The sequence below is a fragment of the Streptomyces sp. DSM 110735 genome, assembly GCF_016482685.1.
GTDB lineage: Bacteria > Actinomycetota > Actinomycetes > Streptomycetales > Streptomycetaceae > Streptomyces.
Map to the genome: position 1 here is coordinate 150,672 of NZ_JACYHF010000006.1, position 23,436 is coordinate 174,107.

Genomic DNA, 23,436 nt, shown 5'->3' on the forward strand with positions numbered 1-23,436 from the left:
GGCGGTACCTCGTCTCTCGTACGGGCTCCTCGGCGCGCTCTCAGTACGTGCTCCGCAGCGCGTCCTCGAGGATGTCCGCGCCCTCCTCCGCCTCGGCGACGGTGAGCGACAGCGGCGGGGCGACGCGCAGGACGCTGGTGTCGTGGCCGCCGCCCTTGCCGACGAGCAGACCGCCCGAGCGGGCGGACTCCAGGACGGTGGCGGCGGCGACGGGGTCGGCCTGGTCGGTGCCGGGTCTGACCAGTTCGATGCCGATCATCAGACCGCGCCCGCGCACCTCGCGGACGCCGGGCAGCCGGGCGGCGACGGAGCGCAGCCGCTCCAGGAGCAGCCCGCCGACGCGGCGGGCGTTGCCCTGGAGGTCGTGCTCCAGGTGGTAGGTGAGGTTGGCGAGTCCGGCGGCCATGGTGATCTGGGTGCCGCCGAAGGTGGAAATGCTGTTCGCGTCAAGGCAGTTCATGATCTCGGCGGGGGCGATCACGCCGCCGATGGACATGCCGTTGCCGATGCCCTTGGCGAAGGTGACGATGTCCGGCGGTCCGTTGCGGTCGTGCGCCTGCCAGCCCCAGAAGTGGTCGCCGGTGCGGCCCCAGCCGGTTTGCACCTCGTCGGAGATCCACAAAATGCCGTGCTCGTCGAGGACTTCGCGGAAGGCGGCGTACAGCCCGTCGGGCGGCGCGGTGAACCCCCCTACGCCCTGGACGGGTTCGGCGATCAGCGCGACCGGGGTGCGGCCCTGGCCGATGAGGTCGCGCAGGTCGGCCACGCAGGCGTCGATGAACGCGCGGTCGTCCAGCTCGGCGTACGGACCCCGGGTGCGGACGGCGCCGTGGACGTAGACGGTCTGGAGCGGGGAGAGCGAGGTCGTGGACCAGGTGCGGTTGCCGGTGATGCCGACGGCGCCGAAGGAGCGGCCGTGGTAGCTGTTGCGCATCGCCAGCACGGTGTTGCCCTGCCGGTAGGCGGTGGCGAGCAGCATCGCGGTGTCGTTGGCCTCGGTGCCGGAGGTGGTGAAGAAGACCCGGGCGTTCGGGATGCCGCTCAACTGGGCGATGCGTTCGGCCAGTTCGACCATCGGGCGGTTCAGGTACAGGGTCGAGGAGTGGATGATCCGCCCGGCCTGCTCGCTGACCGCCTTGGTGACCTCGGGCAGGGCGTGCGCGGTCATCGTGGTGAGGATGCCGCCGAAGAAGTCGAGGTAGCGGTTGCCTTGCGCGTCCCAGACGTGACGCCCTTCGCCGTGGGTGATCTCCAGCGGGTCGTCGTAGTAGAGGGCGAGCCAGTCGGGCATGACCCGGCGGTGGCGGGCGAAGAGGTCGTTCATGGCCGCACCAGTCCTTCGTACGCGTCGGGGCGCCGGTCGCGGTAGAACGCCCACTGCTGCCGTACCTCGTCGATGAGGTCGAAGTCCAGGTCCCGGACGAGGAGTTCCTCGGTCTTGTCGTCGGCCGGGTCGCCGACGAGCTGTCCGCGGGGGTCCACGAAGTACGAGGTGCCGTAGAAGTCGTTGTCGCCGTACTTCTCCTGGCCGACGCGGTTGATCGCGGCGACGAAGTACTCGTTGGCGACGGCGGCCGCGGGCTGCTCCAACTGCCAGAGGTGGGCGGAGAGTCCGCGATGGGTGGCCGAGGGGTTGTAGACCAACTGGGCGCCCTTGAGCCCGAGTTCGCGCCAGCCCTCGGGGAAGTGGCGGTCGTAGCAGATGTAGACGCCGACCTTGCCGACCGCCGTGTCGAAGACGGGCCAGCCGAGGTTGCCGGGTTTGAAGTAGTACTTCTCCCAGAAGCCCTTGACCTGCGGGATGTGGTGCTTGCGGTACTTGCCGAGGTAGGTGCCGTCGGCGTCGATCACGGCGGCGGTGTTGTAGAAGAAGCCGGAGCCGTCGCTCTCGAAGAGGGGGGCGACGATCACCATGCCGGTCTCGCGGGCCAGTTCCCGCATCCGCGTCACCGTGGGACCGTCCGGGACCGGTTCCGCCCAGCGGTAGTGCTCGGGTTCCTGGACCTGGCAGAAGTAGGGGGCGTTGAAGACTTCCTGGAAGCCGATCACCTGCGCGCCGAGCCGGGCGGCGGCGCGGGCGTGCTCCTCGTGCTTGGCGATCATGGACTCGGTGTCGCCGGTCCAGGTGGCCTGCACCAGTGCGGCACGTACGACGTTGGCCATGAGCTGCTCCTTCGACGCGGCGTCCGAGCCCTCCACGCCCGCAGAAACGGCCCGTAGAGGGACGAAAGTAAGCCTCCTGGACGCCCTTGCCAAGACCATCGTCGGCAACCCGCTGAGTCGGTCCCGATTCACACTCCGGTGGGTGAGCGCGCGCGTGTGTGCCGTGACGACCGCGCCCCTTGGACGGGTAGCCAACACCAGCGGTGTTACGGCCCGGCTACGCCCGCTTTGCGGTCGGTTTCAGGCGTTCACCAGGACACAGAGCGCCGCCAGCTCGTCCATGGACAGACCGAGTGCTCCGGCGAGCGCCGCCACGGTGAAGAAGGCCGGGGTGGGTGCCCGGCCGGTCTCGATCTTGCGGAGCGTCTCGGCGGAGACCCCGGCCGCCGCCGCGACCTCGGTCATGCTCCGGGGACCACGGGCCGCGCGCAGCAGCGCGCCGAGCCGTTCGCCGCGTTCGCGCTCTTCTGGGGTGAGGGGGGTGCGCACCATGGTGCCCATTCTAATACCGGTATAGTAATTGGCATGATGGAACTCAAGACGGACGCGTCGATCGACGCCATGCACGCGGCGGGCCAGGTGGTCGGGCGCGCCCTGACGGCCGTACGACGAGCCGCCGGGACCGGGGTGAGCCTGCTGGAGCTGGACGAGGTCGCCCGCGAGGTGCTGCGCGAGGCGGGCGCGACGTCCCCCTTCCTCGGCTACCGCCCCTCCTTCGCCCCGACCCCGTTCCCGGCGGTGATCTGCGCCTCGGTGAACGACGCGATCGTGCACGGCATCCCCACCGCGTACCGCCTGCGCGACGGCGACCTGCTCTCCGTGGACTGCGGCGCCCTGCTGGACGGCTGGGCCGGTGACTCCGCGATCAGCTTCGTGGTCGGCCGCCCCGACCCGGCCGACCTGCGCCTGATCGAGACCGCCGAGCGCGCGCTCGCCGCGGGGATCGAGGCGGCCGTCGTCGGCAACCGCATCGGCGACATCGCCCACGCCGTCGGCCGCACCTGCCGCCAAGCCGGTTACGGCATCCCCTCCGGCTTCGGCGGCCACGGCATCGGCCGCCGCATGCACGAGGACCCCGAGGTCCCCAACGAGGGCCGCCCCGGCCGCGGCATCCCCCTGCGCCCCGGCATGGTCCTCGCCATCGAACCCATGCTGATCGCCAGCGGCAAGAACGCGTACTACGAGGCAGAGGACGGCTGGACCCTCCGCACCTCGGACGCCTCGAAGGCGGCCCACGCAGAACACACGGTGGCGATCACAGAGAACGGCCCCCGAATCCTGACCTCGCGACAGCCGACCTAAAAGGGGCGCGGGGAACGGCGCGAGCAACCACCAAGGACCCGCACCCGACGGACGGCACAGGCCACCCGCGGGGGGGGCGCGGGGAACTGCGCGAGAACCCACCACGACCCGCACCCGACAGACACCCCGCACCACCCCCCGCCGTAGTCGCCCGCAGGTGCCACTCGGAGACCGACGTGCCAGAGTTGGCAGAAGTGGCCCCCCGCCGCTCCGCACATCGTCTGCGAAGGACGGTAACGATGACCAGCGGTTACACCGGTCCCCCCGAGAACGACCCCTTCGGGGAACTCTTCTCCCGCTACTTCGGCGGAGCCCCCGGCGCCCCAGGGCAGCCCGGCCCCCGCCCCATCGACATCGGCCGCCTGCTCAGTCAGCCGGCCCGCGAGCTGGTCAAAGGGGCCGCGCAGTACGCCGCCGAGCACGGCAGCCGGGATCTGGACACCCAGCACCTGCTGCGCGCCGCGCTGTCCAGCGAGCCGACCCGGAGCCTGCTCAGCCGCTCGGGCGCGGACCCGGACTCGCTGGCGACGGAGATAGACGGCCGCGCGGGACCCTCCCAGCACCCGCAGGGCAAGGTGCCCCCGACGGCACTGTCCCTCACCCCGGCGGTCAAGCGGGCGCTGCTCGACGCGCACGACATGGCGCGCTCGACCGGGGCGGGGTACATCGGCCCCGAGCACGTCCTGAGCGCCCTCGCCGCGAACCCCGACTCGGCGGCCGGGCACATCCTGAACGCGGCCCGGTTCCGTCCGGGACCGGTGCCGCCCCCGCCCCCGGAGGGCGTCGGACCCACGCAGGTGCGCGTGGAGCGCCCGCAGCCGACCGGTACGCCGACGCTCGACAAGTACGGGCGCGATCTGACCGAGCTGGCCCGGCAGGGCCGTATCGACCCGGTGATCGGGCGGGAGAAGGAGATCGAGCAGACCATCGAGGTGCTGTCCCGGCGCGGCAAGAACAACCCGGTGCTGATCGGTGACGCGGGCGTCGGCAAGACGGCGGTCGTGGAGGGGCTCGCGCAGCGCATCGCGGACGGTGACGTGCCGGAGGGTCTTGAGGGGCGCCGGGTGGTGGCGCTTGACCTGACGGCGGTGGTGGCCGGTACCCGCTTCCGGGGCGACTTCGAGGAGCGGCTGAACAACATCGTGCAGGAGATCCGCGCCCACTCCGACCGGCTGGTGGTGTTCATCGACGAACTGCACACGGTCGTCGGCGCGGGCACGGGCGGCGAGGGCGGCGCGATGGACGCCGGGAACATCCTCAAGCCCGCGCTCGCCCGCGGCGAGCTGCACATCGTGGGCGCGACGACGCTGGAGGAGTTCCGGCGGATCGAGAAGGACGCGGCGCTGGCCCGGCGCTTCCAGCCGATCATGGTGCCGGAGCCGACGCCCGAGGACGCGCTGGAGATCCTGCGCGGGCTCCAGGACCGCTACGAGGCGCACCACCAGGTGCGCTACACCGACGAGGCGCTGTCGGCGGCCGTGGAGCTGTCGGACCGCTATCTCACCGACCGGCGCCTTCCGGACAAGGCGATCGACCTGATCGACCAGGCGGGCGCCCGGGTACGGCTCGGCGCGCGGACCAAGGGCACCGACGTGCGCGCGATGGAGCGCGAGGCCGAGCAGCTCGCCCGGGACAAGGACCAGGCGGTCGCGAGCGAGCAGTACGAGGAGGCGACCCGGCTGCGCGACCGGATCGTGGAGCTGAAGGAGCGCATCGCGGCCAGCGACGACGGCGAGGCGGACGAGGGCCAGAACCTGGAGGTCACGGCGGAGGCCATCGCCGAGGTGGTCTCGCGGCAGACCGGGGTGCCGGTGAGCCGGCTGACCCAGGAGGAGAAGGAGCGGCTGCTGGGTCTGGAGGACCATCTGCATCAGCGGGTGGTCGGCCAGGACGAGGCGGTACGGGTGGTGGCCGACGCGGTGCTGCGTTCGCGCGCGGGGCTGGCCAGCCCGGACCGGCCGATCGGCAGTTTCCTGTTCCTCGGTCCGACCGGTGTCGGCAAGACGGAGCTGGCGCGGGCGCTCGCGGAGGACCTGTTCGGCAGCGAGGACCGCATGGTCCGCCTCGACATGAGCGAGTACCAGGAGCGGCACACCGTCTCCCGGCTGATCGGGGCGCCGCCCGGCTATGTGGGGCACGAGGAGGCGGGGCAGCTCACCGAGGTGGTGCGCAGGCATCCGTACTCGCTGCTGCTCCTGGACGAGGTGGAGAAGGCGCACCCCGACGTGTTCAACATCCTGCTCCAGGTGCTGGACGACGGGCGCCTGACGGACGCTCAGGGGCGCACGGTCGACTTCACCAACACGGTGATCGTGATGACCAGCAACCTCGGTTCCGACGTCATCACCCGGCGCGGTGCCTCGATCGGCTTCGGTCCCGGCGGGCAGGACGCCGACGAGGAGGCGCGGCGCGAGCAGATCCTGCGACCGCTGCGGGAGCACTTCCGGCCGGAGTTCCTCAACCGCATCGACGAGATCGTGGTCTTCCGGCAGCTCACCGGCGAGCAACTGCGCCGCATCACGGACCTGTTGCTGGAGAGCACTCGCGAACTCGCCCGCGCCCGGGACGTCACGGTGGACTTCACCGACGCCGCCGTCGACTGGCTGGCCGACCGCGGATACCAGCCCGAGTACGGCGCCCGCCCCCTGCGCCGCACCATCCAGCGCGAGGTCGACAACCAGCTCTCCCGCCTGCTCCTCAGGGGCACGGTGGCCGAGGGCGGCCGGGTGACGGTGGACACGAACGGCGAGGGTCTGGACTTCCGGGTCGAGGAGGTCGCGGAGGGGGAGCAGGTCCAGCCCGCCGCGTCGTGAACGGCGGGCCGGACCCGATGTCAGGGCGCCGGACGCACCACCATCGCCGAGCCGCCGCCGCGTCGTACCTTCTCGGCGGCTGCCAGCCATCGCCCGTCGGGGAGCCGTTGGACGCCGGTCGCGGCGCCGATCTCCGGGTTGAGCTTGAAGCTGTGCCCGATGGCTTCGAGCCGCGCCCTCAACGGGCTGTCGTAGAGGGCGGGTTCGAGTTCGGTCTGGGCGGCGTTGCGCTGGCTGGCGCGGGGGGCGGCGATGGCGTCGACCAGGGGCAGACCCCGGTCCACGAACTCGGTCAGGGTCTGCAGGACGGTGGTGATGATGGTGGCGCCGCCGGGCGAGCCGAGGGCGACCACGGGACGGTCGTGCCGGTCGAGGACGATCGTCGGGGAGATGGAGGAGCGCGGACGCTTGCCGGGTCCGGGCAGGTTGGGGTCGTGGACGGCCGGGTCGGCGGGGGCGAAGGAGAAGTCGGTCAGCTCGTTGTTGAGCAGGAAGCCCCGGCCGGGCACGGTGATGCCGCTGCCGCCGGTCTGCTCGATGGTGAGCGTGTAGGAGACGACGTTGCCCCACTTGTCGGCGACGGTGAGGTGGGTGGTGTTCTCGCCCTCGTAGGTCGTCGGCGCCGCCTTGCCTCCCTTGGCGCAGGCGGCGGGGTGGCGGGGGTCGCCGGGGGCGAGCGGGCTGGTGAGGACCGACTCGTCCTTGATCAGGCAGGCGCGCGAGTCGGCGTACCGCTGGGAGAGCAGTTCCTTGGTGGGCACGTTCTCGAAGCTCGGGTCGCCGACCCAGCGCCCGCGGTCGGCGAACGCGATCCGGCTCGCCTCGATGAAGCGGTGGAGATAGCGGGTCTCGCTGGCGCGCGAAAGGTCGGTGTTCTCCAGGATGTTGAGGGCTTCGCCGACGGTGGTGCCGCCGGAGGAGGAGGGTGCGATGGAGTACACCTTCAGACCCCGGTACGACGTCTCGGTCGGGCTCTGCGGCTTGGCGCGGTAGGCGGCGAGGTCCCGCGCGGACAGCTTGCCCGGACGCGCCTTCCAGCCCGAACCGGGTTCCACGGGCGGCTTGTTGACGGTCGAGACGATGTCCCGTCCGAGGCCGCCGTTGTAGACCGCGCCGACTCCCTTGCGCCCCAACTCCTGGTATGTGCGGGCCAGTTCCGGGTTCTTGAACGTCGAGCCCACGACCGGCAGTTGACCGCCCGGCAGGAACAGCTTGGCGGTGTCCGGGAAGTAGCGGAACCGTGTCTCGTTGTCGGAGGTCTGCGAGCGGAAGGTGGAGTCCACGGTGAAGCCGTCGCGGGCGATGCGCTCGGCGGGCCGGAGGACGTTCGCCAGCGGTCGCGTGCCCCACTTGTCCAGCGCCGTGCTCCAGGTGGCGGGCGTGCCGGGGGTGCCGACGCTCAGCCCGCTGCTGACGGCGTCCGCGAAGGCGAGCGGCTTGCCGTTCTCCTGGAAGAGGTCGCTCTTCGCGGTGAGCGGAGCGGTCTCGCGGCCGTCGATCGTGCGCACCGTACGGGACTTGGCGTCGTAGTAGACGAAGTAGCCGCCTCCGCCGATCCCCGCCGAGTAGGGCTCGGTGACGCCGAGCGCGGCGGCGGTGGCGACGGCGGCGTCGACCGCGTTGCCGCCCTTCCTCAGCACCTCGATGCCCGCGGCGGTGGCGTCGGCGTCCACACTGGCGACCGCGCCGCCGTAGCCGACGGCGACGGGGGTCTTGGCGGGCTGCCCTCCCGGGTGCGGCGGCCCCGCGGCCACCGTCGACAGGACGGCGGCCGAGACGGCGGCCACCGCGAGCCCGCGCGTGCCAGGACGTGCCATGCGTACCTCCCGGGGGTGACGTCCGCGCAGCGTAACCGGATCGGGGATGTCTCGACAGTACGCCTCCGCCCCCTGTCACACGACCGCCACAGACCGAACGCGGGTACGAAGCGGCGGCCGGGCCCGATAACATGCGCGGCCATGAACGACGACGTACGGAACATCGTCCTGGGTGTCATAGGCACCGGCGTCAGCGCGGCGCTCGGCTGGCTCGCCCGCACCTATCTGTGGCGGCGCAGGCTGCGGCGCAAGCAGGCGTTCTTCGGGCTGCCGGAGAACGCGGAGTCCCTGCTCGTCGTCAACCGCGACCCGGCGGCGACGGAGCCCGCCGTGCACCGCTTCGACGTGTTCGCGCTGCTGGAGCTGTCCGCGCTGGTCAAGGAGTGCGGGGCGCACTTCCAGGTGGTGACGCAGGACGCGACCCATCAGGGGTTCGGGGAGCGCACCGAGTTCTGTGTGGGCGGTCCGGCGTCCAACCGGCGGATGCAGGCCCACATGACGGCGCTGCTGCCCGGCATCCGGGTCAACACGGAGAAGGAGAAGGGACCCAACCGGGGTGCGTTCCGCATCGGTTCGGAGACCTACCGGATGGAGCCCGGCACGACCGAGTACGTGCTGCTCGCCAAGGTGACGGCGGGGCGCGAGACCCGTCCGGTGTTCCTGTTCTGCGGACAGCGGGCCATCACCAACCAGGCGGCGACGCGCTATCTGGCCCGCAATCACCCGCGGTTGGCGCGCAAGCACGGCAACGGTCCGTTCGTGCTGCTGCTGAAGGTGGTCAACTCCCAGGCGTACGGACCGGATCTGGTGGAGCTGGTCGCCGATGTGACGCGAGCCGCGCAGGCGCCCTTCCCGGTGACCGAGGAAGAGGCGCGACCGGCGCCCCAGGCGTCGTAGCGTTCACCGCTCACGTTCAACAGTCACGCCCAACAACCTTTACCCGTACGTAACTTACCGACGGGTTACTTGCGTGAGCAACCGCCCACTACCCTCGGGTCACTTTGCACTGACACGCGTCAGGAGTGACCCATGCGATCCCCCCACCGCACCCTGCGCACCTGCGCCGTCGGCACCGTGTCGGCGGCGCTGGCCGCCGGGGCCCTCGTCGGACTGGCCCCGGCGGCCCAAGCGGCTGCCCCCGCCGTACGCTTCGTCGACATTCCCGGCGACGGCGGCACCGTCCTCAAGGCGAACGTCGTCACCCCCTCCGGCGACACCGTCACCGGCCGCCACCCGCTCCTCGTCCTCCCCACGAGCTGGGGGCTGCCGCAGGTGCAGTACCTGGCGCAGGCGCGCAAGCTCGCCGAGTCCGGCTATGTGGTGCTCACCTACAACGTGCGCGGGTTCTGGCAGTCCGGCGGCGAGATCGAGGTGGCCGGGGCGCCGGACCTCGCGGACGCCTCCAAGGTGATCGACTGGGCACTGGCCAACACCCCCGCCGACCCCGACCGCATCGGCATGGCGGGCGTCTCCTACGGCGCGGGCATCAGCCTGCTCGCCGCCGCCCACGACCCCCGCGTCAAGGCCGTGGCGGCGCTCAGCGGCTGGGCCGACCTCATCGGCTCGATCTACTCGGGCCGCACCCAGCACGTCCAGGCGGGCGCCCTCCTGGACGGCGCGGGGCTCGTCACCGGACGCGAGGGTCCCGAGCTGCGCGGGATCTTCGACAGCTTCTACGCCTCCGACCTCTCCAAGGAGCAGGAGCTGACCGACTGGGGACGAAAGCGCTCGGCGGCTTCCTATCTGGACCAACTGAACAAGACCAAGCCCGCCGTCCTCCTCGCGGGCGCCTGGAGCGACTCGGTCTTCCCGGCCAACCAGTACGCCGACTTCTACGAGAAGCTGACCGGTCCCAAGCGCCTGGAGCTGCGCCCCGGCGACCACGCCACCCCGGAGCTGACCGGTCTGTTCGGGCTGCCCAATGACGTGTGGACGGACACCGCCCGCTGGTTCGACCACTATCTGCGCGGCGTGGACAACGGCATCGACCGCGAGCGCCCGGTCCAGCTCGAGTCCCGCGACGCGGGTGGGTACGAGGGATACCCGGACTGGAAGTCGGTCGCCGCCACCGAACGCAAGATCGCGCTGGCGGGCACCACGACCATCCACGCGAACGTCGACTCCGGCGCGGACGGCGGCGTCGTGCTCCTCTCCGGCGCCCTGGACCAGTTCGCCAAGCTGCCGCCCATGGCGTCCGTCCCGCTGCTGCCGCGCCGCTGGGCGGCCGTGTGGCAGTCGGAGCGGTACGCGGCGCCGCAGCGCGTGCGCGGCACCGCCAGACTGCACACCACGCTCACCCCGACCGCCGAGAGCGGCACCCTGGTGGCGTATCTGTACGACGTGGGTCCGCTCGGCATCGGCAAGCTGGTCACCCACGCGCCCCTGACCTGGCACGGGCGGACGCCGGGCGAGCCGTTCGGGGTGGACCTGGATCTGTTCTCGACGGCGTACGACGTTCCCGCCGGGCACCGGCTCGCGCTGGTCGTGGACACGGTCGACCCGCTCTACATCGAGCACAACCCGTCCGGCGCGCGGCTGACCTTCTCCTCGCCTCAGACCGACCCGTCGTACGTGTCGGTCCCCCTGCGCGAGCAGTGATCTCCGGCCGCCGCCGGACGAGCATGGCCCGTTGTCCTGCCGCCCCCTTCACGGCTTCGGCGCCGTGGGTGGCTCCCCACCGGGCAGCAGTGCCCCAGGACCGGCCTCGGCCACCGCCACGGCCTCGGTCTTGGGACTGCGCTGCTCCCGGCGGGCCACCCAGCCGGCGAACCACGAGAGCAACATGCACATCCCGATGTAGATCGGCGAGATCACCATCACCACGGGGATGAACGGCAAATCGTAGTCGAGGTTCGAGGCGATGAGCTTCCCGGCGTGGAGGAACTCCTCGTAGGTGATGAGGAAGCCGAGCGAGGTGTCCTTCAGCGCGACCACCAACTGGCTGATGATCGCGGGCAACATGGCGCGCACCGCCTGCGGTACGAGGACGTACGCCATGACCTGGGTTTTCCGCATCCCGAGCGCGAACGCGGCCTCGCGCTGGCCGCGTTCGACGGCGTTGACGCCGGAGCGGAAGACCTCGGCGAGCACCGAGCCGTTGTAGAGGGTCAGTCCGGCCACGAGCGCGGGCAGCGCCTGCACCTTGAGCGCCACGAAGATGAAAAAAATCATGACCAGGACGGGCATCGCGCGGAAGAACTCCACGACGAGCGTCGCCAGCCAGCGCACCACGCGGTGGTCGGAGAGCCGTCCGACGGCCAGCACCCCGCCGAGGGCGAGGGAGAGCACCGCCGCCATGGCGAACCCCTTGAGGGTGTTGCCGAGTCCGCGCAGCAGCAGTTCCTGGATGCCCTTGTACTCGAACGGCATCCACTTGGTTGAGGTGAACTGGTCGGTGGCGAACAGGAGATAGAGCACCCAGGCGACCAGGCCGAGCAGCACGGCCGTGGAGAGGACGGCGTAGAGGGCGTGGCGGCGCCGGGTGCCGGGTCCTGGAACGTCGTAGAGGGCGGTGGTGCTTGTCATCGGGCGACTCCCCAGCGGCGCTCCATGAGGTTGAACAGGGCGCTGATCGCGAGGGTGATGATGAGGTAGCCGACCGCGATCCAGACGAAGATCCAGACGATGTTGTAGCCCAGCTCGCTCAGCGTCTTGTAGGTGCCGAGGAGTTCGGTGACGCTGAAGGCGCCCGCGATGGCGGAGTTCTTGGCGAGCGCGATGAGGGTCGAGCCGATGGGCGGGATGACCGAGCGGAACGCCTGCGGCAGCACGACCACGCTCAGCGTCTGCGAGAAGGTCATGCCGAGGCTGCGCGCCGCCTCGCCCTGGCCCCGGGGCACGGTGTTGATGCCGGAGCGCAGCGCCTCGCAGATGAACGCCGAGGTGTAGCAGCCGAGCGCGAGGACCGCGAACGCCTGGAAGGGCAGGACGAGTCCGAAGCGGGGCAGTCCGAGCAGCACCGCGAAGAACAGCAGCGTGAGCGGGGTGTTGCGCAGCACGGTGACCCACGCGGTGCCGAAGACCCGCAGCGACGCCACGGGGGCGACACGGAAGGACGCCATCAGGAAGCCCAGCGCGAGCGCCAGCAGGGAGGCGTAGACGGTCAGTTCGACCGTGCCGAGGAAACCCTCGCCGTAGACGGCGAAGTTGTCTGTCAGTACGTTCATGCCGTCCTCGGTCAGCTCGCCGGATAGCGGTCGATCGGCGGAGGTTGCGGTGCGGGCACGCCGGACAGGCCGAGTGTCGCGTCGTACGCCCTCTTCCAGTCGCCGTTCTTCTCGCGGGCGGCGAGGGCGTCGTCCAGGGCGAAGCGCAGGGCGTTGTCGCCGTGCGGGACGCCGATGCCGTAGGGCTCCTTGGAGAACGGTCTGCCGACGACCTTGAGTTCGTCGGGCGCCTTGGCGGCGTACCCGATCAGGATCGCGTCGTCGGTGGTGACCGCGTCCACCTGATAGGTGAGCAGGTTGTCGACGCAGATCGAGTAGGTGTCGTAGGCGACCAGGACCGCCTTCGGGTAGTCGTCCTTGATGCGCTGGTACGGCGTCGAACCGGCCGCCGAGCACACGCGTTTGCCGTCGAGGTCCTGCGGGCCGTGGATGTCGTCGGTGTCCTTGCGCACCAGCAGGGACTGTCCCGCCATGTAGTACGGACCCGCGAAGCCGACCAGCTTCTTGCGATTGGCGTTGATGGTGTAGGTGCCGACGTAGAAATCGATCTGCCCGTTCTGCAGGGCGGTCTCGCGGTTGGCGGAGGCGATGGTGCGGAAGCGGACGCTGTCGCCGGGGAAGCCGAGGGAGGCGGAGAGCATCTTGGCGATCTCGATGTCGAAGCCCGAGTAGACGCCGGTCGCCGGGTCGCGCTCGCCGAGGTAGGGCTGGTCCTCCTTGGCGCCGACGACGAAGTGACCGCGCTCCTTCGCCCGCTTCCAGGTCGGGGAGCCGGGCAGGGTGAAGTTGCGGTCGACCGAATAGTGCGGGAGCTGCTCGGGGGCGGGGCCCTTGACCGGTGGGCTGCCGTCCTTGCCGCAGGCGGCGAGCGGGGCCAGCAGGGCGAGCAGCGCGGGCAGGACGCACCGCAGGCGGGCGCGGGGCGCACGGGTGTCGCGGGACATGGAACGCACTCCCCCGGTCAGTGTTTGAGGATCTTGGACAGGAAGTCCTTGGCGCGCTCGCTGCGCGGGGCGGTGAAGAACTCCTCCGGGGTGCGGTCCTCCACGATCCTGCCGTCGGCCATGAAGACGACCCGGTTGGCGGCGGAGCGGGCGAAGCCCATCTCGTGGGTGACGACGATCATGGTCATGCCCTCCTCGGCGAGCTGCCGCATGACCTCAAGGACCTCGTTGATCATCTCGGGGTCGAGGGCGGAGGTGGGCTCGTCGAAGAGCAGCGCCTTGGGGTCCATGGCGAGGGCGCGGGCGATGGCCACGCGCTGCTGCTGACCGCCGGAGAGCTGCGCCGGGAACTTGTCGGCGTGGGCCAGCAGACCGACCCGGTCGAGGAGTTCACGCGAGCGGCGCTCGGCGTCCGCCTTCTTGCGGCCGCGCACCTTGATCTGCGCCAGGGAGACGTTCTCCAGGACGGTCTTGTGGGCGAAGAGGTTGAACGACTGGAAGACCATGCCGACCTCGGCGCGCAGCCGCGCCAGCGCCCGCCCCTCCTGCGGCAGCGGCTCGCCGTCCAGGGTGATCGTGCCGGACTCGACGGTCTCCAGCCGGTTGATCGTGCGGCACAGCGTCGACTTGCCCGACCCCGAGGGGCCGATGACCACGACCACCTCCCCCTTGCCGACCGTGAGGTCGATGTCCTGGAGGACGTGCAGATCCCCGTAGTACTTGTTGACGTCGCGCAGTTCGATCAACGGATCGACGGCCATCCGCAGCCCTACTCACTCTCAGCCGTGTCGTACTCAGCCGTGGTCGTACTGGCCGCAAACTATCCAGCTCGCCGCCACACGGATGGACGACACGCGCCTTTCGGGCATTAGCCGTATTTACACGCCCGAGCCGGGGCGCGGGCCGGGGCGGGGCTCAGGTCTCGGACAGCTCGGCGTAGAGCTGGGACAGCTCGGGGACGCCGCTTGAGGCCCACGCGCGGCCGCACTCCACGACCTCCGTCTCCCGCCCGGAGGCGAGCCGCAGCACGGGCTCGCCGTCCTCCCGCAGGTGCCAGGCGGCGCCGGGTACGGTGCGCACGACGACGGTGCCGAGATAGAGCCCGGCGTCGTTGCCCAGCCAGGGCAGCAGTTCGGTGTCGTCGCGCCAGCGCGGGAGCAACTGGTCCAGGGCTTCCAGGGCCGCCGGGGTGTCGTCGAGGCGGACGCCCGCCTCCTCCGCCTGGGAGCGCAGCAGCTCGCACTCGGAGAGCAGCGCGGCGATGGCCTCGGGGTCGGTGGGCAGCACCACCTCACCGCCCTTGCGGTGCCGGGCCCCCAGGAACGGAATGTTCATGCCCTCAGCGTGGCATCACACGTCGAGGTCGACCACCACGGGCGCGTGGTCCGACGCTCCCTTTCCCTTGCGCTCCTCGCGGTCCACGTAGGCGTCCTTGACGGCTCCGGCGAAGGGGTCGTTGCCGTAGACCAGGTCGATGCGCATGCCGCGGTTCTTCGGGAAGCAGAGCTGGCGGTAGTCCCAGTACGTGAACGGCTTGTCGTACTTCAGGGGGCGCGGGACCACGTCGGTCAGACCGGTCTCGCGCAGGGAGGCGAGGGCGGCGCGCTCGGCGGGGGTGACATGGGTGGAGCCCTCGAAGGCGGCGCGGTCGTAGACGTCGTCGTCCGTCGGCGCCACGTTGTAGTCCCCGAGGATGGCGAAGGGGCGGCCGCCCGCCGCGTCACCGGCGACTGCCGCCTTCAGCGCCTCGAACCACTGGAGCTTGTACGCGTAGTGCGGGTGGTCCACCTCGCGGCCGTTGGGCACGTACACCGACCAGACGCGGACCGGTCCGCAGGTCGCCGACAGGGCGCGGGGTTCGACCGCGCCGTCGTAGCCCGGGTCGCCGGGCAGCCCCTTGACCACGTCCTCGATGCCGACGCGGGAGAGCACCGCCACGCCGTTCCACCGGCCGGTCGCGTGCACCGCCGCCTCGTAGCCCAGCTCGCGCAGCGGCTCGAACGGGAACTGCTCCTCGGCGATCTTCGCCTCCTGGAGGCAGAGCACGTCGGTGCCGCTGCTCTCCAGCCAGGCGAGCAGCCTGGGCAGGCGGGCGGTGATCGAGTTCACGTTCCAGGTGGCGATGCGCATGTTCCACAACCTACCCGCCGGGTCCGACAACGGGTCTTACGGCGAGGGGCTCCGGCGGGCTTCAGAGGCTGGCGTCGTCCCCCGGGGCGAGGCGCAGGTGCTCGGCACCGGCGAGGGAGCCGATCTGGCGGTCGTAGATCGGGCGGGCGAGGTCGGTGAGCAGCGCGTCGTGGATGTCGTAGGCGCGCCGCGGCTTGACCTCGCGGACGTACTCGATGACCTCGGCGATCTTGTTCCAGGGGGCCATGACCGGCAGCAGCAGGGTCTCCACCGGCTGGTCGGGGACGGTGAGGGCGTCGCCGGGGTGGAAGATCTTGCCGTCGTCGATCAGATAGCCGACGTTGGTGATGCGCGGGATGTCCGGGTGGATGACGGCGTGGAGTTCGCCGTGGACCTGGACGTCGAAACCCGCCGCCGTGAAGGTGTCGCCGTGGCCGACGGTGTGCACGCGGCCGGGGAAGGCGGCGGAGATCTGGTCCGCGACCGAGCGCAGGGTCCAGATCCCGGCGTCCGGGTTCGCCTCCATGGCGGTGCGCAGGCGGCCCTCGTCGAAGTGGTCCGGGTGCTCGTGCGTGATCAGGATCGCGTCGGCGCCGACGGCGGCGTCGGTCTCGCTGAAGCCGCCGGGGTCGACGACGAGCGTCCGCCCGTCCTTCTCCAGGCGTACGCACGCGTGGGACTTCTTGGTGAACCTCATGGTGTCCATCCTGTCGCCTCGGGCTGCCGCGCACTCACTCGGCGGGCGTGGTCTCCTCGCGGATGACGCGCTGCGCCACCCGGAAGGCACCGGCGGCGGCCGGGACTCCGCAGTACACCGACGCCTGGAGCAGCACTTCCTTGATCTCGGCCGGGGTGAGCCCGTTGCGCAGCGCCGCGCGGGTGTGGAAGGCCAGCTCCTCCAGGTGACCGCCCGCGACCAGCGCGGTGAGCGTGACACAGCTCCGGGACCTGCGGTCCAGACCCGGGCGGTCCCAGATCTCGCCCCAGGCGTAGCGGGTGACGAACTCCTCGAAGTCGCCGGAGAAGGCGTCGGCTTCCGCGAGCACCCCCTCCACGTGCGCGTCGCCCAGCACCTCGCGGCGGATCTTGAGCCCGGTCTCGTACCGGTCGGCCACGCCGGGCGCCTCCTGCGGTACGGCGAGGGGCGCGGGGGCGATCTCGGCCAGCGGCGCGACCTGCACGGGCTGCGGCGGCGCGACGAGCGCGGGCGCGACGGCCACGGCGGGCAGCGCCGTCTGCCCGGTCTCGTACGGCTGCTGCCAGGCGGTGGAGAAGTGGCGTACGAGGAGGTCGGTGACGGCGGCGGGCTGCTCGACCGGCACCAGGTGGGAGGCGCCGGGGACGACCGCGAGCCGGGCGTCGGGCACCCCGGCGACCAGCGTGCGGGCCTCTGCGGGACCGGTCACCTGGTCCTCGGAGCCGACCAGGACGAGCGTCGGCACGCCGACCCGGCCCAGCTCGGGCCGTACGTCGAAGGCGGCCAGTGCCTCGCAGGCGGCGATGTAGCAGCCCGGGTCGGTGGTGCGCACCATCTGCACCGCCCACTCGGTGATGGCGGGCTGCGCGGCGGCGAACCCGCCGGTGAACCAGCGCTCGGGGGCGCTGCGGGCGATGGGGTCGAGCCCGTTGGTCCGTACGATCACCCCGCGCTGGCGGAACTCGTCGGGGGTGCCGAACCGGGGCGAGGCGGCGATCAGCGCGAGCGAGGCGAGCCGTTCGGGGTGGCGCAGGGCGAGTTCGAGACCGACGGCGCCGCCGAGCGCGCAGCCCGCGTAGCCGAAGCGCTGGACGCCGAGCGCGTCGAGCGTGGCCAGCAGCCGGTCGGTCAGCTCGCCGACGGAACCGGCGGGGTGGGCGGGGGCGCCGCCGTGTCCGGGCAGGTCGAACCGGAAGACCCGCCACTGCTTGACCAGTTCCGGCACCTGGCGGTCGAACATGTGCCAGGTCGTCCCGAGGGAGGGCCCGAGCACGAGCACGGGGGCGTCTTCGGGTCCGTCGAACCGGTACTGGAGGGCAGGGGTCTTCTTCTCACTCACCGCACCACGCTAACCGCCGGTCGGGTGTGCCCGTTTCGTGGGGGGCGGTGCGCCCGGCGCGTCGGCGGGGATCGCCGGGGAATCCTCACACGGTCTTCACGACAGGGGCGCCTGTGCGGGGTCCACGGTCCAGTGGTTGACGCGCAGCGTCCGCCCGGCGAAGTCCACCTCGGTCTCCTCGGCGAACCGGAAGCCGAGGGAGCGGCAGATGCCGTTGGACGGCGCGTTGTCCGTCGCGGGGAAGGCGTGCACGGTGTCCCAGCGGACCTCCTCGCGGGCGCGCGCGAGCACCGCGCGGACGGCACGCTTGGCCAGCCCCCGCCCCTGGAACTCGGGCAGCACCATCCACCCGATCTCGGACATCGGTCCGTGGGGGGTGTCGTGCGACCAGAGGGTGACGGTCCCGGCCACCGTCCCCGGCTCGGCGGGGTCGGGGACGATCATCTTGATCCACGCGCGGTCGGCGGTGGCCAGCTCGACGTCCCGGCGGACCTTGTCGGCCATGCCCTCGCGGGGCAGCGGTCCGCCGAGCCCGGCCATCATGACGGGGTCGCAGCGCATCCGTAGGTACGCGTCGAGGTCGTCCGGGGTCACATCGCGCAGGTGCAACGGGTGCCTCCTGTCGGGGCGTTCGCCGTCGGGGCGTTCGCCGGTGCGGTCGGTCAGAGGTCGGCCAGGGCGTCCAGGCCGGTGAGGGCGTCGACCGGGTCGAGGGCGGGGGTGCCCCGGGGCCACCAGTCGTCCTGGCCCGGCTCGGACTCGTAGGCGTACCAGAGACCGTCCTGACCGAAGCGGAGCTGGACGTCGCCGAGCGGGTGGGTGAGGTGGTTGTGCCAGGGGCGGAACGGGGGCAGCCCCGCGGCCATCAGCAGCGGGCGCGCCCGGTCGAAGCGGCCCGCCGGGGGGTTCCACGGCTCCTCCAGGACGGCCAGTCCCGCGAGCCCGCCCTGCCGCCAGGCGGCGACCGCGCGGGCCAGGTCGGAGGGGGTACGGCCCGCCGCCGCGGCCAGCGTGGCGTACAGCGCGCGGGTCGCGGCGGTCAGACCGGAGCCGGGGCGGGCGGCGGCGAGGCGCACCGCGTCCTGCCACAGCGTCAGACCGCCCACCGGATCGCGGCCGGTGGTGAGCAGGGCGTGCGCGCGGGCGGCGGCGTCGGTGGCGAGCTGGTCCAGCGCGAAGGGGTCAGGACCGCCGGGTGCCGCCGGGTACACCGGGGGCTGCTCGGGGTGCGCGGGGGCGGGCAACGGCGGGGGCGGGGGCGGCAGGCGCCGCTCGGCGAGCGCCTCCGTGGCGCGGACGCCCGGCAGGTCCTCGGTCAGTCCCTCGCGGGCGGCGCGGGCGGCGTGGGCGGCGCTGCGCCGGGACAGCGTGTCCAGCAGCTCGCGCTCGCCCCGCCCGCGCAGCAGGAGCAGCACGAAGGGGTCGGCGTCCAGCAGACGTGCCGTCTGGTAGCAGAGCGCTGCCGCGTGCTTGCAGGGGTGACCGGAGTCGGGGCAGTTGCAGCGGGGGTTCAGCTCGGTGGCGCCGGGCAGCAGGGGGGCGCCGCAGTCCGCCAGGGAGTGCGGCAGCTCCTTGTCGAGCAGCGCGGCGATGTGCCCCGGGCGGTCCACGGCGGCGTCCAGGAACCGCTCCCAGTCCGCGTCCTGGAGCGTGGGCAGGGTGACTTGCACGCGGTACGGCCGGGGACGGCTCCCCCGCACGTACGCCAGCACCCGGCCCGGCGTCACGGTGATCGCGTCCACGTGTCCGGCGTCCGCGTAACTCCGTCCCCGTGCCACGCGCTTGGGGTCCAGCGCGCCCCGCTCCAGCGCCTCCACCCAGGCGTTGCCCCACCAGGTGTCCGCGAACCCGTCCGTCTCGGTGCGGGGGGCGAACGCGGGGAAGGTGCGGCGGAGTTCGTTGTCGCGGTGAGGGGTGGCCATGGTGGCGGGGATGTGCGGGGTCGCGTGCGCGGGCTCCGGCTGGAGGGGGTGGGGGCGGGTGAACTCCGGTTCGGCGGCGGATTCGGTCACTGCGGTTTCCTCGGGGGCGTCCTCGAAGGCGCCCTCGGGGGTGTCCTCGGGGGTGTCCTCCCAGGTGGGCATGCGGAAGGCGGTCGCGAGGAAGTCCTTCACCTCACGGACGGCTTGAGCCCGAGCGGCCCCCGGGGTGCCCTCGGCGGGAGCGGGGGGCGCCTTGCGCACCGGCTTACGTGCCGGACGCCGCGTCTCCTCCTCCGCCTGCGCACGCAGCGCCTCCGCCCGCGCGGCACGCAGGGCTTCACGGGCGGCGTCGCCGGGGCGGCGGGTGGTGGCTGGGCGGGCTGCTGGAGTGGGCGTTTCGTCGGGCGGGGTGCCTTCGGCGGGCGGCTGGGGGGTGAGGTCCTCAGCCTCCGAGGCGGCGCCGTCGGCTGCTCGGCTGGTGGTGAGGGCGTCCGGCGTCGGGGCGGGGATGGTCCCGTCCAGGATCGGACCGGGCGCCGTGTCCTGGGACTCCGGAGCGGCGGAGTCGTCGGCTGCGGCGCCGGTGCCGGTGCCCTCCGGGCCCGGAGCGGGGGTGATACCGACCGTGGTCGAGCCGGAGGAGGCTGCTTCCGCGCGCGGACCCGAGCTGGTGCCGTCCGGCATCGGGCGGGACACGGCGCCGTCGGCCGCGTGACCGGTGGCGACGCCCTCCGCCCCCTCGCCGGGGGTCATACCGACCACGGTCGAGCTGGAGGAGGCGCCTTCCGCGCGCGAACCGGAGCTGGTGCCGTCCGGCATCGGGCGGGACGCTGCGCCGTCGGCCGCGTGACCGGTGGCGACGCCCTCCGCCCCCTCGCCGGGAGCGACGCCTTCGGTGTCGGGGGCGGCGGCAGCCCTGTCGGTCGCGTCGGCGGCAGTGCCTTCTGCCATCCGACCGTCCGGCGTCCGGGCGTTGGCGCTCAGCCGCTGGGCGACGGCAGCGCGGAGAGCGGCTCGGGCGATGTCCCCGGCCCGGACGGGCTCGGCGGACGCATCTGTCTCTGCCGTCCCGGAAGGTTCACTGGACGCAGAGGACTCACCGGCGTGCACGGAGTCACCGGCTCGGGTGGGTTCCTCGACCCGCGAGGGCTCCGCCTGCCGGGAACCCGATGCCGACGCCGATGCCGACGCCCCCTCCTCCGTCGCACCGGACGCCTTCTCCCGCGCCTCTCGCAGCGCCCTGCGCGCCGCCTCGGCGGGACTCGGGCTGGACTCCGTCATGACGGCCTCCGCAGGGAGACCAGGTCGGAGAGTTCGCGGTCGGTGAGTTCCGTGAGGGCTGCCTCGCCGGAGCCGAGGACGGCGTCGGCGAGCGCGCGCTTGGCGGTGAGCATCTCGGCGATGCGGTCCTCGACCGTGCCCTCGGTGACCAGGCGGTGGACCTGGACGGGCTGGGTCTGGCCGATGCGATAGGCGCGGTCGGTCGCCTGGTCCTCGACGGCGGGGTTCCACCAGCGGTCGAAGTGGACGACGTGGCCCGCGCGGGTGAGGTTGAGACCGGTGCCGGCGGCCTTGAGGGAGAGGACCAGGACCGGGGTCTCGCCCGCCTGGAAGCGGTCGACCATGCGCTCGCGCTCGGGTACGGGGGTGCCGCCGTGCAGCAGGTCCACCGGGACCGCGCGGGCGCCGAGGTGGGCGGTGATGAGCTGGGCCATGCCGACGTACTGCGTGAAGACGAGCACCGAGCCGTCCTCGGCCAGCACCGTGTCCAGCAGCTCGTCGAGGAGGGCGAGTTTGCCGGAGCGGGCGGCGAGACCGTCCGGGCGGGACGCTCCCTCCTTGAGGTACAGCGCGGGGTGGTCGCAGATCTGCTTGAGCGCGCCGAGCAGCTTGAGGACGAGTCCGCGCCGGGCGATGCCGTCGGCGGACTCGATGGCCGCCATGGACTCGCGGACCACCGCCTCGTACAGCGCTGCCTGTTCGCGGCCGAGCGGCACCGGGTGGTCGGTCTCGGTCTTGGGCGGCAGTTCGGGGACGATGCCGGGGTCGGATTTCTTGCGGCGCAGCAGGAACGGCCGGACGAGGCGGGCCAGGCGCTCGGCGGCTTCCTGGTCCTCGCCGTTCTCCACCGCGCGCGCGTGCCGGGCGCGGAAGGACTGGAGGGGACCGAGGAGTCCGGGGGTGGTCCAGTCGAGCAGCGCCCACAGTTCGGAGAGGTTGTTCTCGACGGGGGTGCCGGTGAGCGCCACGCGCGCGGGGGCGCCGATGGTGCGCAGTGCCTTGGCGGTCGCGGAGTAGGGGTTCTTCACGTGCTGGGCCTCGTCGGCGACGACCATGCCCCAGGGGCGGTCCGCGAGCTGTTCGGCGGCGGAGCGCATCGTGCCGTAGGTGGTGAGGACGAAGCCGCCGGTCAGCCCCTCCAGGGTGCGGTCGGCGCCGTGGAAGCGGCGGACGGGGACGCCGGGTGCGAAGCGGTTGATCTCGCGCTGCCAGTTGCCGAGCAGGGAGGCGGGGCAGACCACGAGGGTCGGCTCGGGGTGGGCGCGCTTGAGGTGCAGGGCGATGAGGGTGACGGTCTTGCCGAGACCCATGTCGTCGGCGAGGCAGCCGCCGAGACCGAGGGAGGTCATGAGGTCGAGCCAGGCAAGACCGCGCAATTGGTAGTCGCGGAGGGTGGCGTCCAGCCCTGCCGGTGCCTCGGCGGGGGCGAGTCCGGCGGTGAGGCGGTCGCGCAGGGCGGCGAGGGCGCCGGTGGGGACGGCTTCGACGCTCTCGCCGTCCACCTCGGCGGTGCCGGTGAGCGCGACGGAGAGCGCGTCGACGGGGTCGAGCAGCCCGAGTTCGCGCTTGCGCGCCTTGCGCACGAGCGCGGGGTCGACCAGCACCCAGCGGTCCCGGAGCCGTACGACGGGGCGGTGCGCCTCGGCGAGGGCGTCCATCTCGGCTTCGCTGAGCGGGTCGCCGCCGAGCGCCAACTGCCAGCGGAACTGGAGGAGTTCCTCGCTGTCGAAGAAGCCGGTGCCGTCGGTGGCCGAGCCGGGGGCGGGGCGGACGACGGCCGCGGCGCTGAGGTCGTGGGCGAGGTCGCGCGGCCAGTGCACGCCGACCCCGGCGGCGGCGAGCCGTCCGGCCGCCGTCCCGAGCAGGTCGCTCACCTCGTCCTCGGACAGCGCGAGCACGTCGGGGACGTCGCGCTCGGCCAGCCGCTCCAGGGGCGCCCACACGCGCGCCGCGCGCCGTACGGCGAGGGCGGCGTCCACGCGCGCGCGGGGTCCGAAGGCGGTGTCGGCCTCTCCCGCCCACAGCGCGGCGGCGTCCGTGACCAGGGTGGGGTCGGCCAGGCTGTGCACCTGGACGACGGCGGCGCCCGCCGCGCGCGAGCCGCTGTCGTCCCCCGCGTCGAAGACCGCGTACGCGGACAGGTCCAGGCGCAGCGAGACGCGTACGCCCGCGTCCATGCCCGCGGCGACCTCGGCGGCCCAGTCGTGGGCGCCGGGCAGCGGCTGGGGTTCGCGGGCGGCGAAGGGGCGGCCGCCCGTGTGCGGGGCGGCGGGGGTGCGGGGCAGGGTGTCGGCGACCGCGTCCAGGAAGGAGCGGACCAGGTGCTCGGGCTCGGGCAGCCGGAGCGGGCCCTCGCCGGGCAGCGGCACGGCGTGCCCCTCGGCGGGCAGGGCGGCGGCGATCGCGCGCAGGTGGGCGATGTCGTCGGGCTCCAGCGGACCCGCGCGCCAGGCGTCGTGCCCGCTCGGGGTGAGACCGGGCAGCAGCCGTCCTCGCGCGGCCAGGCGCAGGGCGTGCAGCGCGGCGGCGCCCCAGCAGACGGTGGCGGGGTGGGCGGCGGCGTCGTGCCGTGCGTTGACCAGCAGGGGCAGGGCGTCCATGAGCGGCAGGGTGAGCGCGGGGACCTGGCGGCGCCGTACGGTCGCGCCGTGGCGGCGTACGACGGTCAGCTCGGTGATCGTGGCACCGGAGCCCTCGGGATCGGGCAGCGGGGTGCCGTCGGGCGACCAGAGGGCGATGCGGCCCTCGCGGGGCAGGGGCGCGGGCAGGTAGAGGGTGGCGAGGTACGCCGGGACGCGTCCCCCGATCGCCTCGGAGTACGCGCGCTCGCTCAGCACGGCCGTGCCGCCGTCCATACGTCCT

19 protein-coding genes are annotated in these 23,436 nt (G+C 72.4%); 4 read left to right on the forward strand and 15 right to left on the reverse strand.

Annotated elements, in window-relative coordinates:
• Positions 1-40 precede the first annotated feature (40 nt).
• The 3 genes from IF655_RS12330 to IF655_RS12340 all read right to left on the reverse strand — a co-directional run bounded on the left by IF655_RS12330 (position 41) and on the right by IF655_RS12340 (position 2,655).
• A complete protein-coding gene (locus IF655_RS12330) occupies positions 41-1,324 on the reverse strand; it encodes an aspartate aminotransferase family protein (protein WP_199584525.1) in 1,284 nt (427 codons plus the stop codon).
• Positions 1,321-2,163, reverse strand: a complete 843-nt coding sequence (locus tag IF655_RS12335) for a nitrilase-related carbon-nitrogen hydrolase (protein ID WP_199584527.1) — start codon at positions 2,161-2,163, stop codon at positions 1,321-1,323. Before IF655_RS12335 ends, IF655_RS12330 begins: the two co-directional genes overlap by 4 nt.
• A gap of 240 nt (positions 2,164-2,403) precedes the next feature.
• The gene (locus IF655_RS12340; RefSeq protein WP_199584528.1) at positions 2,404-2,655 is read right to left on the reverse strand and encodes a helix-turn-helix domain-containing protein; all 252 of its coding nucleotides are present in this window, start codon (positions 2,653-2,655) and stop codon (positions 2,404-2,406) included.
• A gap of 33 nt (positions 2,656-2,688) precedes the next feature.
• On the opposite strand from IF655_RS12340, the gene map reads away from it, so the two are divergent.
• Together map and IF655_RS12350 are read left to right on the forward strand one after the other, a co-directional pair.
• Entirely contained in the window at positions 2,689-3,465 is a 777-nt protein-coding gene (gene map, locus IF655_RS12345) for a type I methionyl aminopeptidase (protein WP_199584529.1), read from the forward strand.
• Between the two features lie 239 nt (positions 3,466-3,704).
• Positions 3,705-6,278, forward strand: a complete 2,574-nt coding sequence (locus tag IF655_RS12350; protein ID WP_199584530.1) for an ATP-dependent Clp protease ATP-binding subunit — start codon at positions 3,705-3,707, stop codon at positions 6,276-6,278.
• Positions 6,279-6,298: 20 nt separating this feature from the next.
• Here the strand turns inward: IF655_RS12350 and ggt are convergent, their stop codons facing one another.
• Positions 6,299-8,095 carry a gamma-glutamyltransferase gene (ggt, locus tag IF655_RS12355; protein WP_199584531.1) on the reverse strand — a complete coding sequence of 599 codons (1,797 nt, stop codon included), beginning with the start codon at positions 8,093-8,095 and terminating at the stop codon, positions 6,299-6,301.
• 141 nt (positions 8,096-8,236) lie between these two features.
• Here ggt and IF655_RS12360 point away from each other — a divergent pair, with 141 nt between their 5' ends.
• Positions 8,237-8,992 (forward strand): hypothetical protein, encoded by a 756-nt coding sequence (locus IF655_RS12360; protein ID WP_199584532.1) that lies wholly within the window; start codon positions 8,237-8,239, stop codon positions 8,990-8,992.
• Between the two features lie 132 nt (positions 8,993-9,124).
• A complete protein-coding gene (locus IF655_RS12365) occupies positions 9,125-10,693 on the forward strand; it encodes an alpha/beta fold hydrolase (protein ID WP_199584533.1) in 1,569 nt (522 codons plus the stop codon).
• 48 nt (positions 10,694-10,741) lie between these two features.
• On the opposite strand, the gene IF655_RS12370 is transcribed toward IF655_RS12365, so the two are convergent.
• From IF655_RS12370 to IF655_RS12420, 11 genes are all read right to left on the reverse strand, one after another.
• Positions 10,742-11,620 (reverse strand): amino acid ABC transporter permease, encoded by an 879-nt coding sequence (locus IF655_RS12370; protein ID WP_199584535.1) that lies wholly within the window; start codon positions 11,618-11,620, stop codon positions 10,742-10,744.
• Positions 11,617-12,261: an amino acid ABC transporter permease gene (locus IF655_RS12375; RefSeq protein ID WP_199584536.1), complete on the reverse strand. Its 645-nt coding sequence runs from the start codon at positions 12,259-12,261 to the stop codon at positions 11,617-11,619. The genes IF655_RS12370 and IF655_RS12375 overlap by 4 nt, the downstream gene beginning before the upstream one ends.
• An 11-nt stretch (positions 12,262-12,272) precedes the next feature.
• A complete protein-coding gene (locus IF655_RS12380) occupies positions 12,273-13,205 on the reverse strand; it encodes a glutamate ABC transporter substrate-binding protein (RefSeq protein WP_199584538.1) in 933 nt (310 codons plus the stop codon).
• Between the two features lie 17 nt (positions 13,206-13,222).
• Positions 13,223-13,966, reverse strand: a complete 744-nt coding sequence (locus tag IF655_RS12385; protein ID WP_199584540.1) for an amino acid ABC transporter ATP-binding protein — start codon at positions 13,964-13,966, stop codon at positions 13,223-13,225.
• A 154-nt stretch (positions 13,967-14,120) separates the two neighbouring features.
• Complete coding sequence (locus tag IF655_RS12390; protein WP_199584542.1) at positions 14,121-14,540, reverse strand: DUF6278 family protein; 420 nt, start codon at positions 14,538-14,540, stop codon at positions 14,121-14,123.
• 15 nt (positions 14,541-14,555) lie between these two features.
• On the reverse strand, positions 14,556-15,335 hold the full coding sequence (locus IF655_RS12395; protein WP_199584544.1) for an exodeoxyribonuclease III: 780 nt from the start codon (positions 15,333-15,335) through the stop codon (positions 14,556-14,558).
• 61 nt (positions 15,336-15,396) lie between these two features.
• Positions 15,397-16,032: an MBL fold metallo-hydrolase gene (locus IF655_RS12400; RefSeq protein ID WP_199584913.1), complete on the reverse strand. Its 636-nt coding sequence runs from the start codon at positions 16,030-16,032 to the stop codon at positions 15,397-15,399.
• 34 nt (positions 16,033-16,066) lie between these two features.
• Positions 16,067-17,371 (reverse strand): alpha/beta fold hydrolase, encoded by a 1,305-nt coding sequence (locus IF655_RS12405; protein ID WP_199584549.1) that lies wholly within the window; start codon positions 17,369-17,371, stop codon positions 16,067-16,069.
• A 96-nt stretch (positions 17,372-17,467) separates the two neighbouring features.
• The gene (locus IF655_RS12410; protein WP_199584550.1) at positions 17,468-17,980 is read right to left on the reverse strand and encodes a GNAT family N-acetyltransferase; all 513 of its coding nucleotides are present in this window, start codon (positions 17,978-17,980) and stop codon (positions 17,468-17,470) included.
• A 53-nt stretch (positions 17,981-18,033) separates the two neighbouring features.
• Positions 18,034-20,244 (reverse strand): SWIM zinc finger family protein, encoded by a 2,211-nt coding sequence (locus IF655_RS12415; RefSeq protein ID WP_242488698.1) that lies wholly within the window; start codon positions 20,242-20,244, stop codon positions 18,034-18,036.
• Between the two features lie 326 nt (positions 20,245-20,570).
• Complete coding sequence (locus IF655_RS12420) at positions 20,571-23,429, reverse strand: DEAD/DEAH box helicase (RefSeq protein WP_199584551.1); 2,859 nt, start codon at positions 23,427-23,429, stop codon at positions 20,571-20,573.
• Positions 23,430-23,436 lie beyond the last annotated feature (7 nt).

Coding starts and splice junctions, on each gene's coding strand:
- IF655_RS12400 (WP_199584913.1), bottom strand. CDS start 16,032: ATGAGGTTCACCAAGAAGTCCCACGCGTGCGTACGCCTGGAGAAGGAC.
- IF655_RS12335 (WP_199584527.1), bottom strand. CDS start 2,163: ATGGCCAACGTCGTACGTGCCGCACTGGTGCAGGCCACCTGGACCGGC.
- IF655_RS12370 (WP_199584535.1), bottom strand. CDS start 11,620: ATGACAAGCACCACCGCCCTCTACGACGTTCCAGGACCCGGCACCCGG.
- map (WP_199584529.1), top strand. CDS start 2,689: ATGATGGAACTCAAGACGGACGCGTCGATCGACGCCATGCACGCGGCG.
- IF655_RS12360 (WP_199584532.1), top strand. CDS start 8,237: ATGAACGACGACGTACGGAACATCGTCCTGGGTGTCATAGGCACCGGC.
- IF655_RS12395 (WP_199584544.1), bottom strand. CDS start 15,335: ATGCGCATCGCCACCTGGAACGTGAACTCGATCACCGCCCGCCTGCCC.
- IF655_RS12330 (WP_199584525.1), bottom strand. CDS start 1,324: ATGAACGACCTCTTCGCCCGCCACCGCCGGGTCATGCCCGACTGGCTC.
- IF655_RS12420 (WP_199584551.1), bottom strand. CDS start 23,429: ATGGACGGCGGCACGGCCGTGCTGAGCGAGCGCGCGTACTCCGAGGCG.
- IF655_RS12340 (WP_199584528.1), bottom strand. CDS start 2,655: ATGGTGCGCACCCCCCTCACCCCAGAAGAGCGCGAACGCGGCGAACGG.
- IF655_RS12390 (WP_199584542.1), bottom strand. CDS start 14,540: ATGAACATTCCGTTCCTGGGGGCCCGGCACCGCAAGGGCGGTGAGGTG.
- IF655_RS12365 (WP_199584533.1), top strand. CDS start 9,125: ATGCGATCCCCCCACCGCACCCTGCGCACCTGCGCCGTCGGCACCGTG.
- IF655_RS12380 (WP_199584538.1), bottom strand. CDS start 13,205: ATGTCCCGCGACACCCGTGCGCCCCGCGCCCGCCTGCGGTGCGTCCTG.
- IF655_RS12375 (WP_199584536.1), bottom strand. CDS start 12,261: ATGAACGTACTGACAGACAACTTCGCCGTCTACGGCGAGGGTTTCCTC.
- ggt (WP_199584531.1), bottom strand. CDS start 8,095: ATGGCACGTCCTGGCACGCGCGGGCTCGCGGTGGCCGCCGTCTCGGCC.
- IF655_RS12385 (WP_199584540.1), bottom strand. CDS start 13,966: ATGGCCGTCGATCCGTTGATCGAACTGCGCGACGTCAACAAGTACTAC.
- IF655_RS12350 (WP_199584530.1), top strand. CDS start 3,705: ATGACCAGCGGTTACACCGGTCCCCCCGAGAACGACCCCTTCGGGGAA.
- IF655_RS12415 (WP_242488698.1), bottom strand. CDS start 20,244: ATGGCAGAAGGCACTGCCGCCGACGCGACCGACAGGGCTGCCGCCGCC.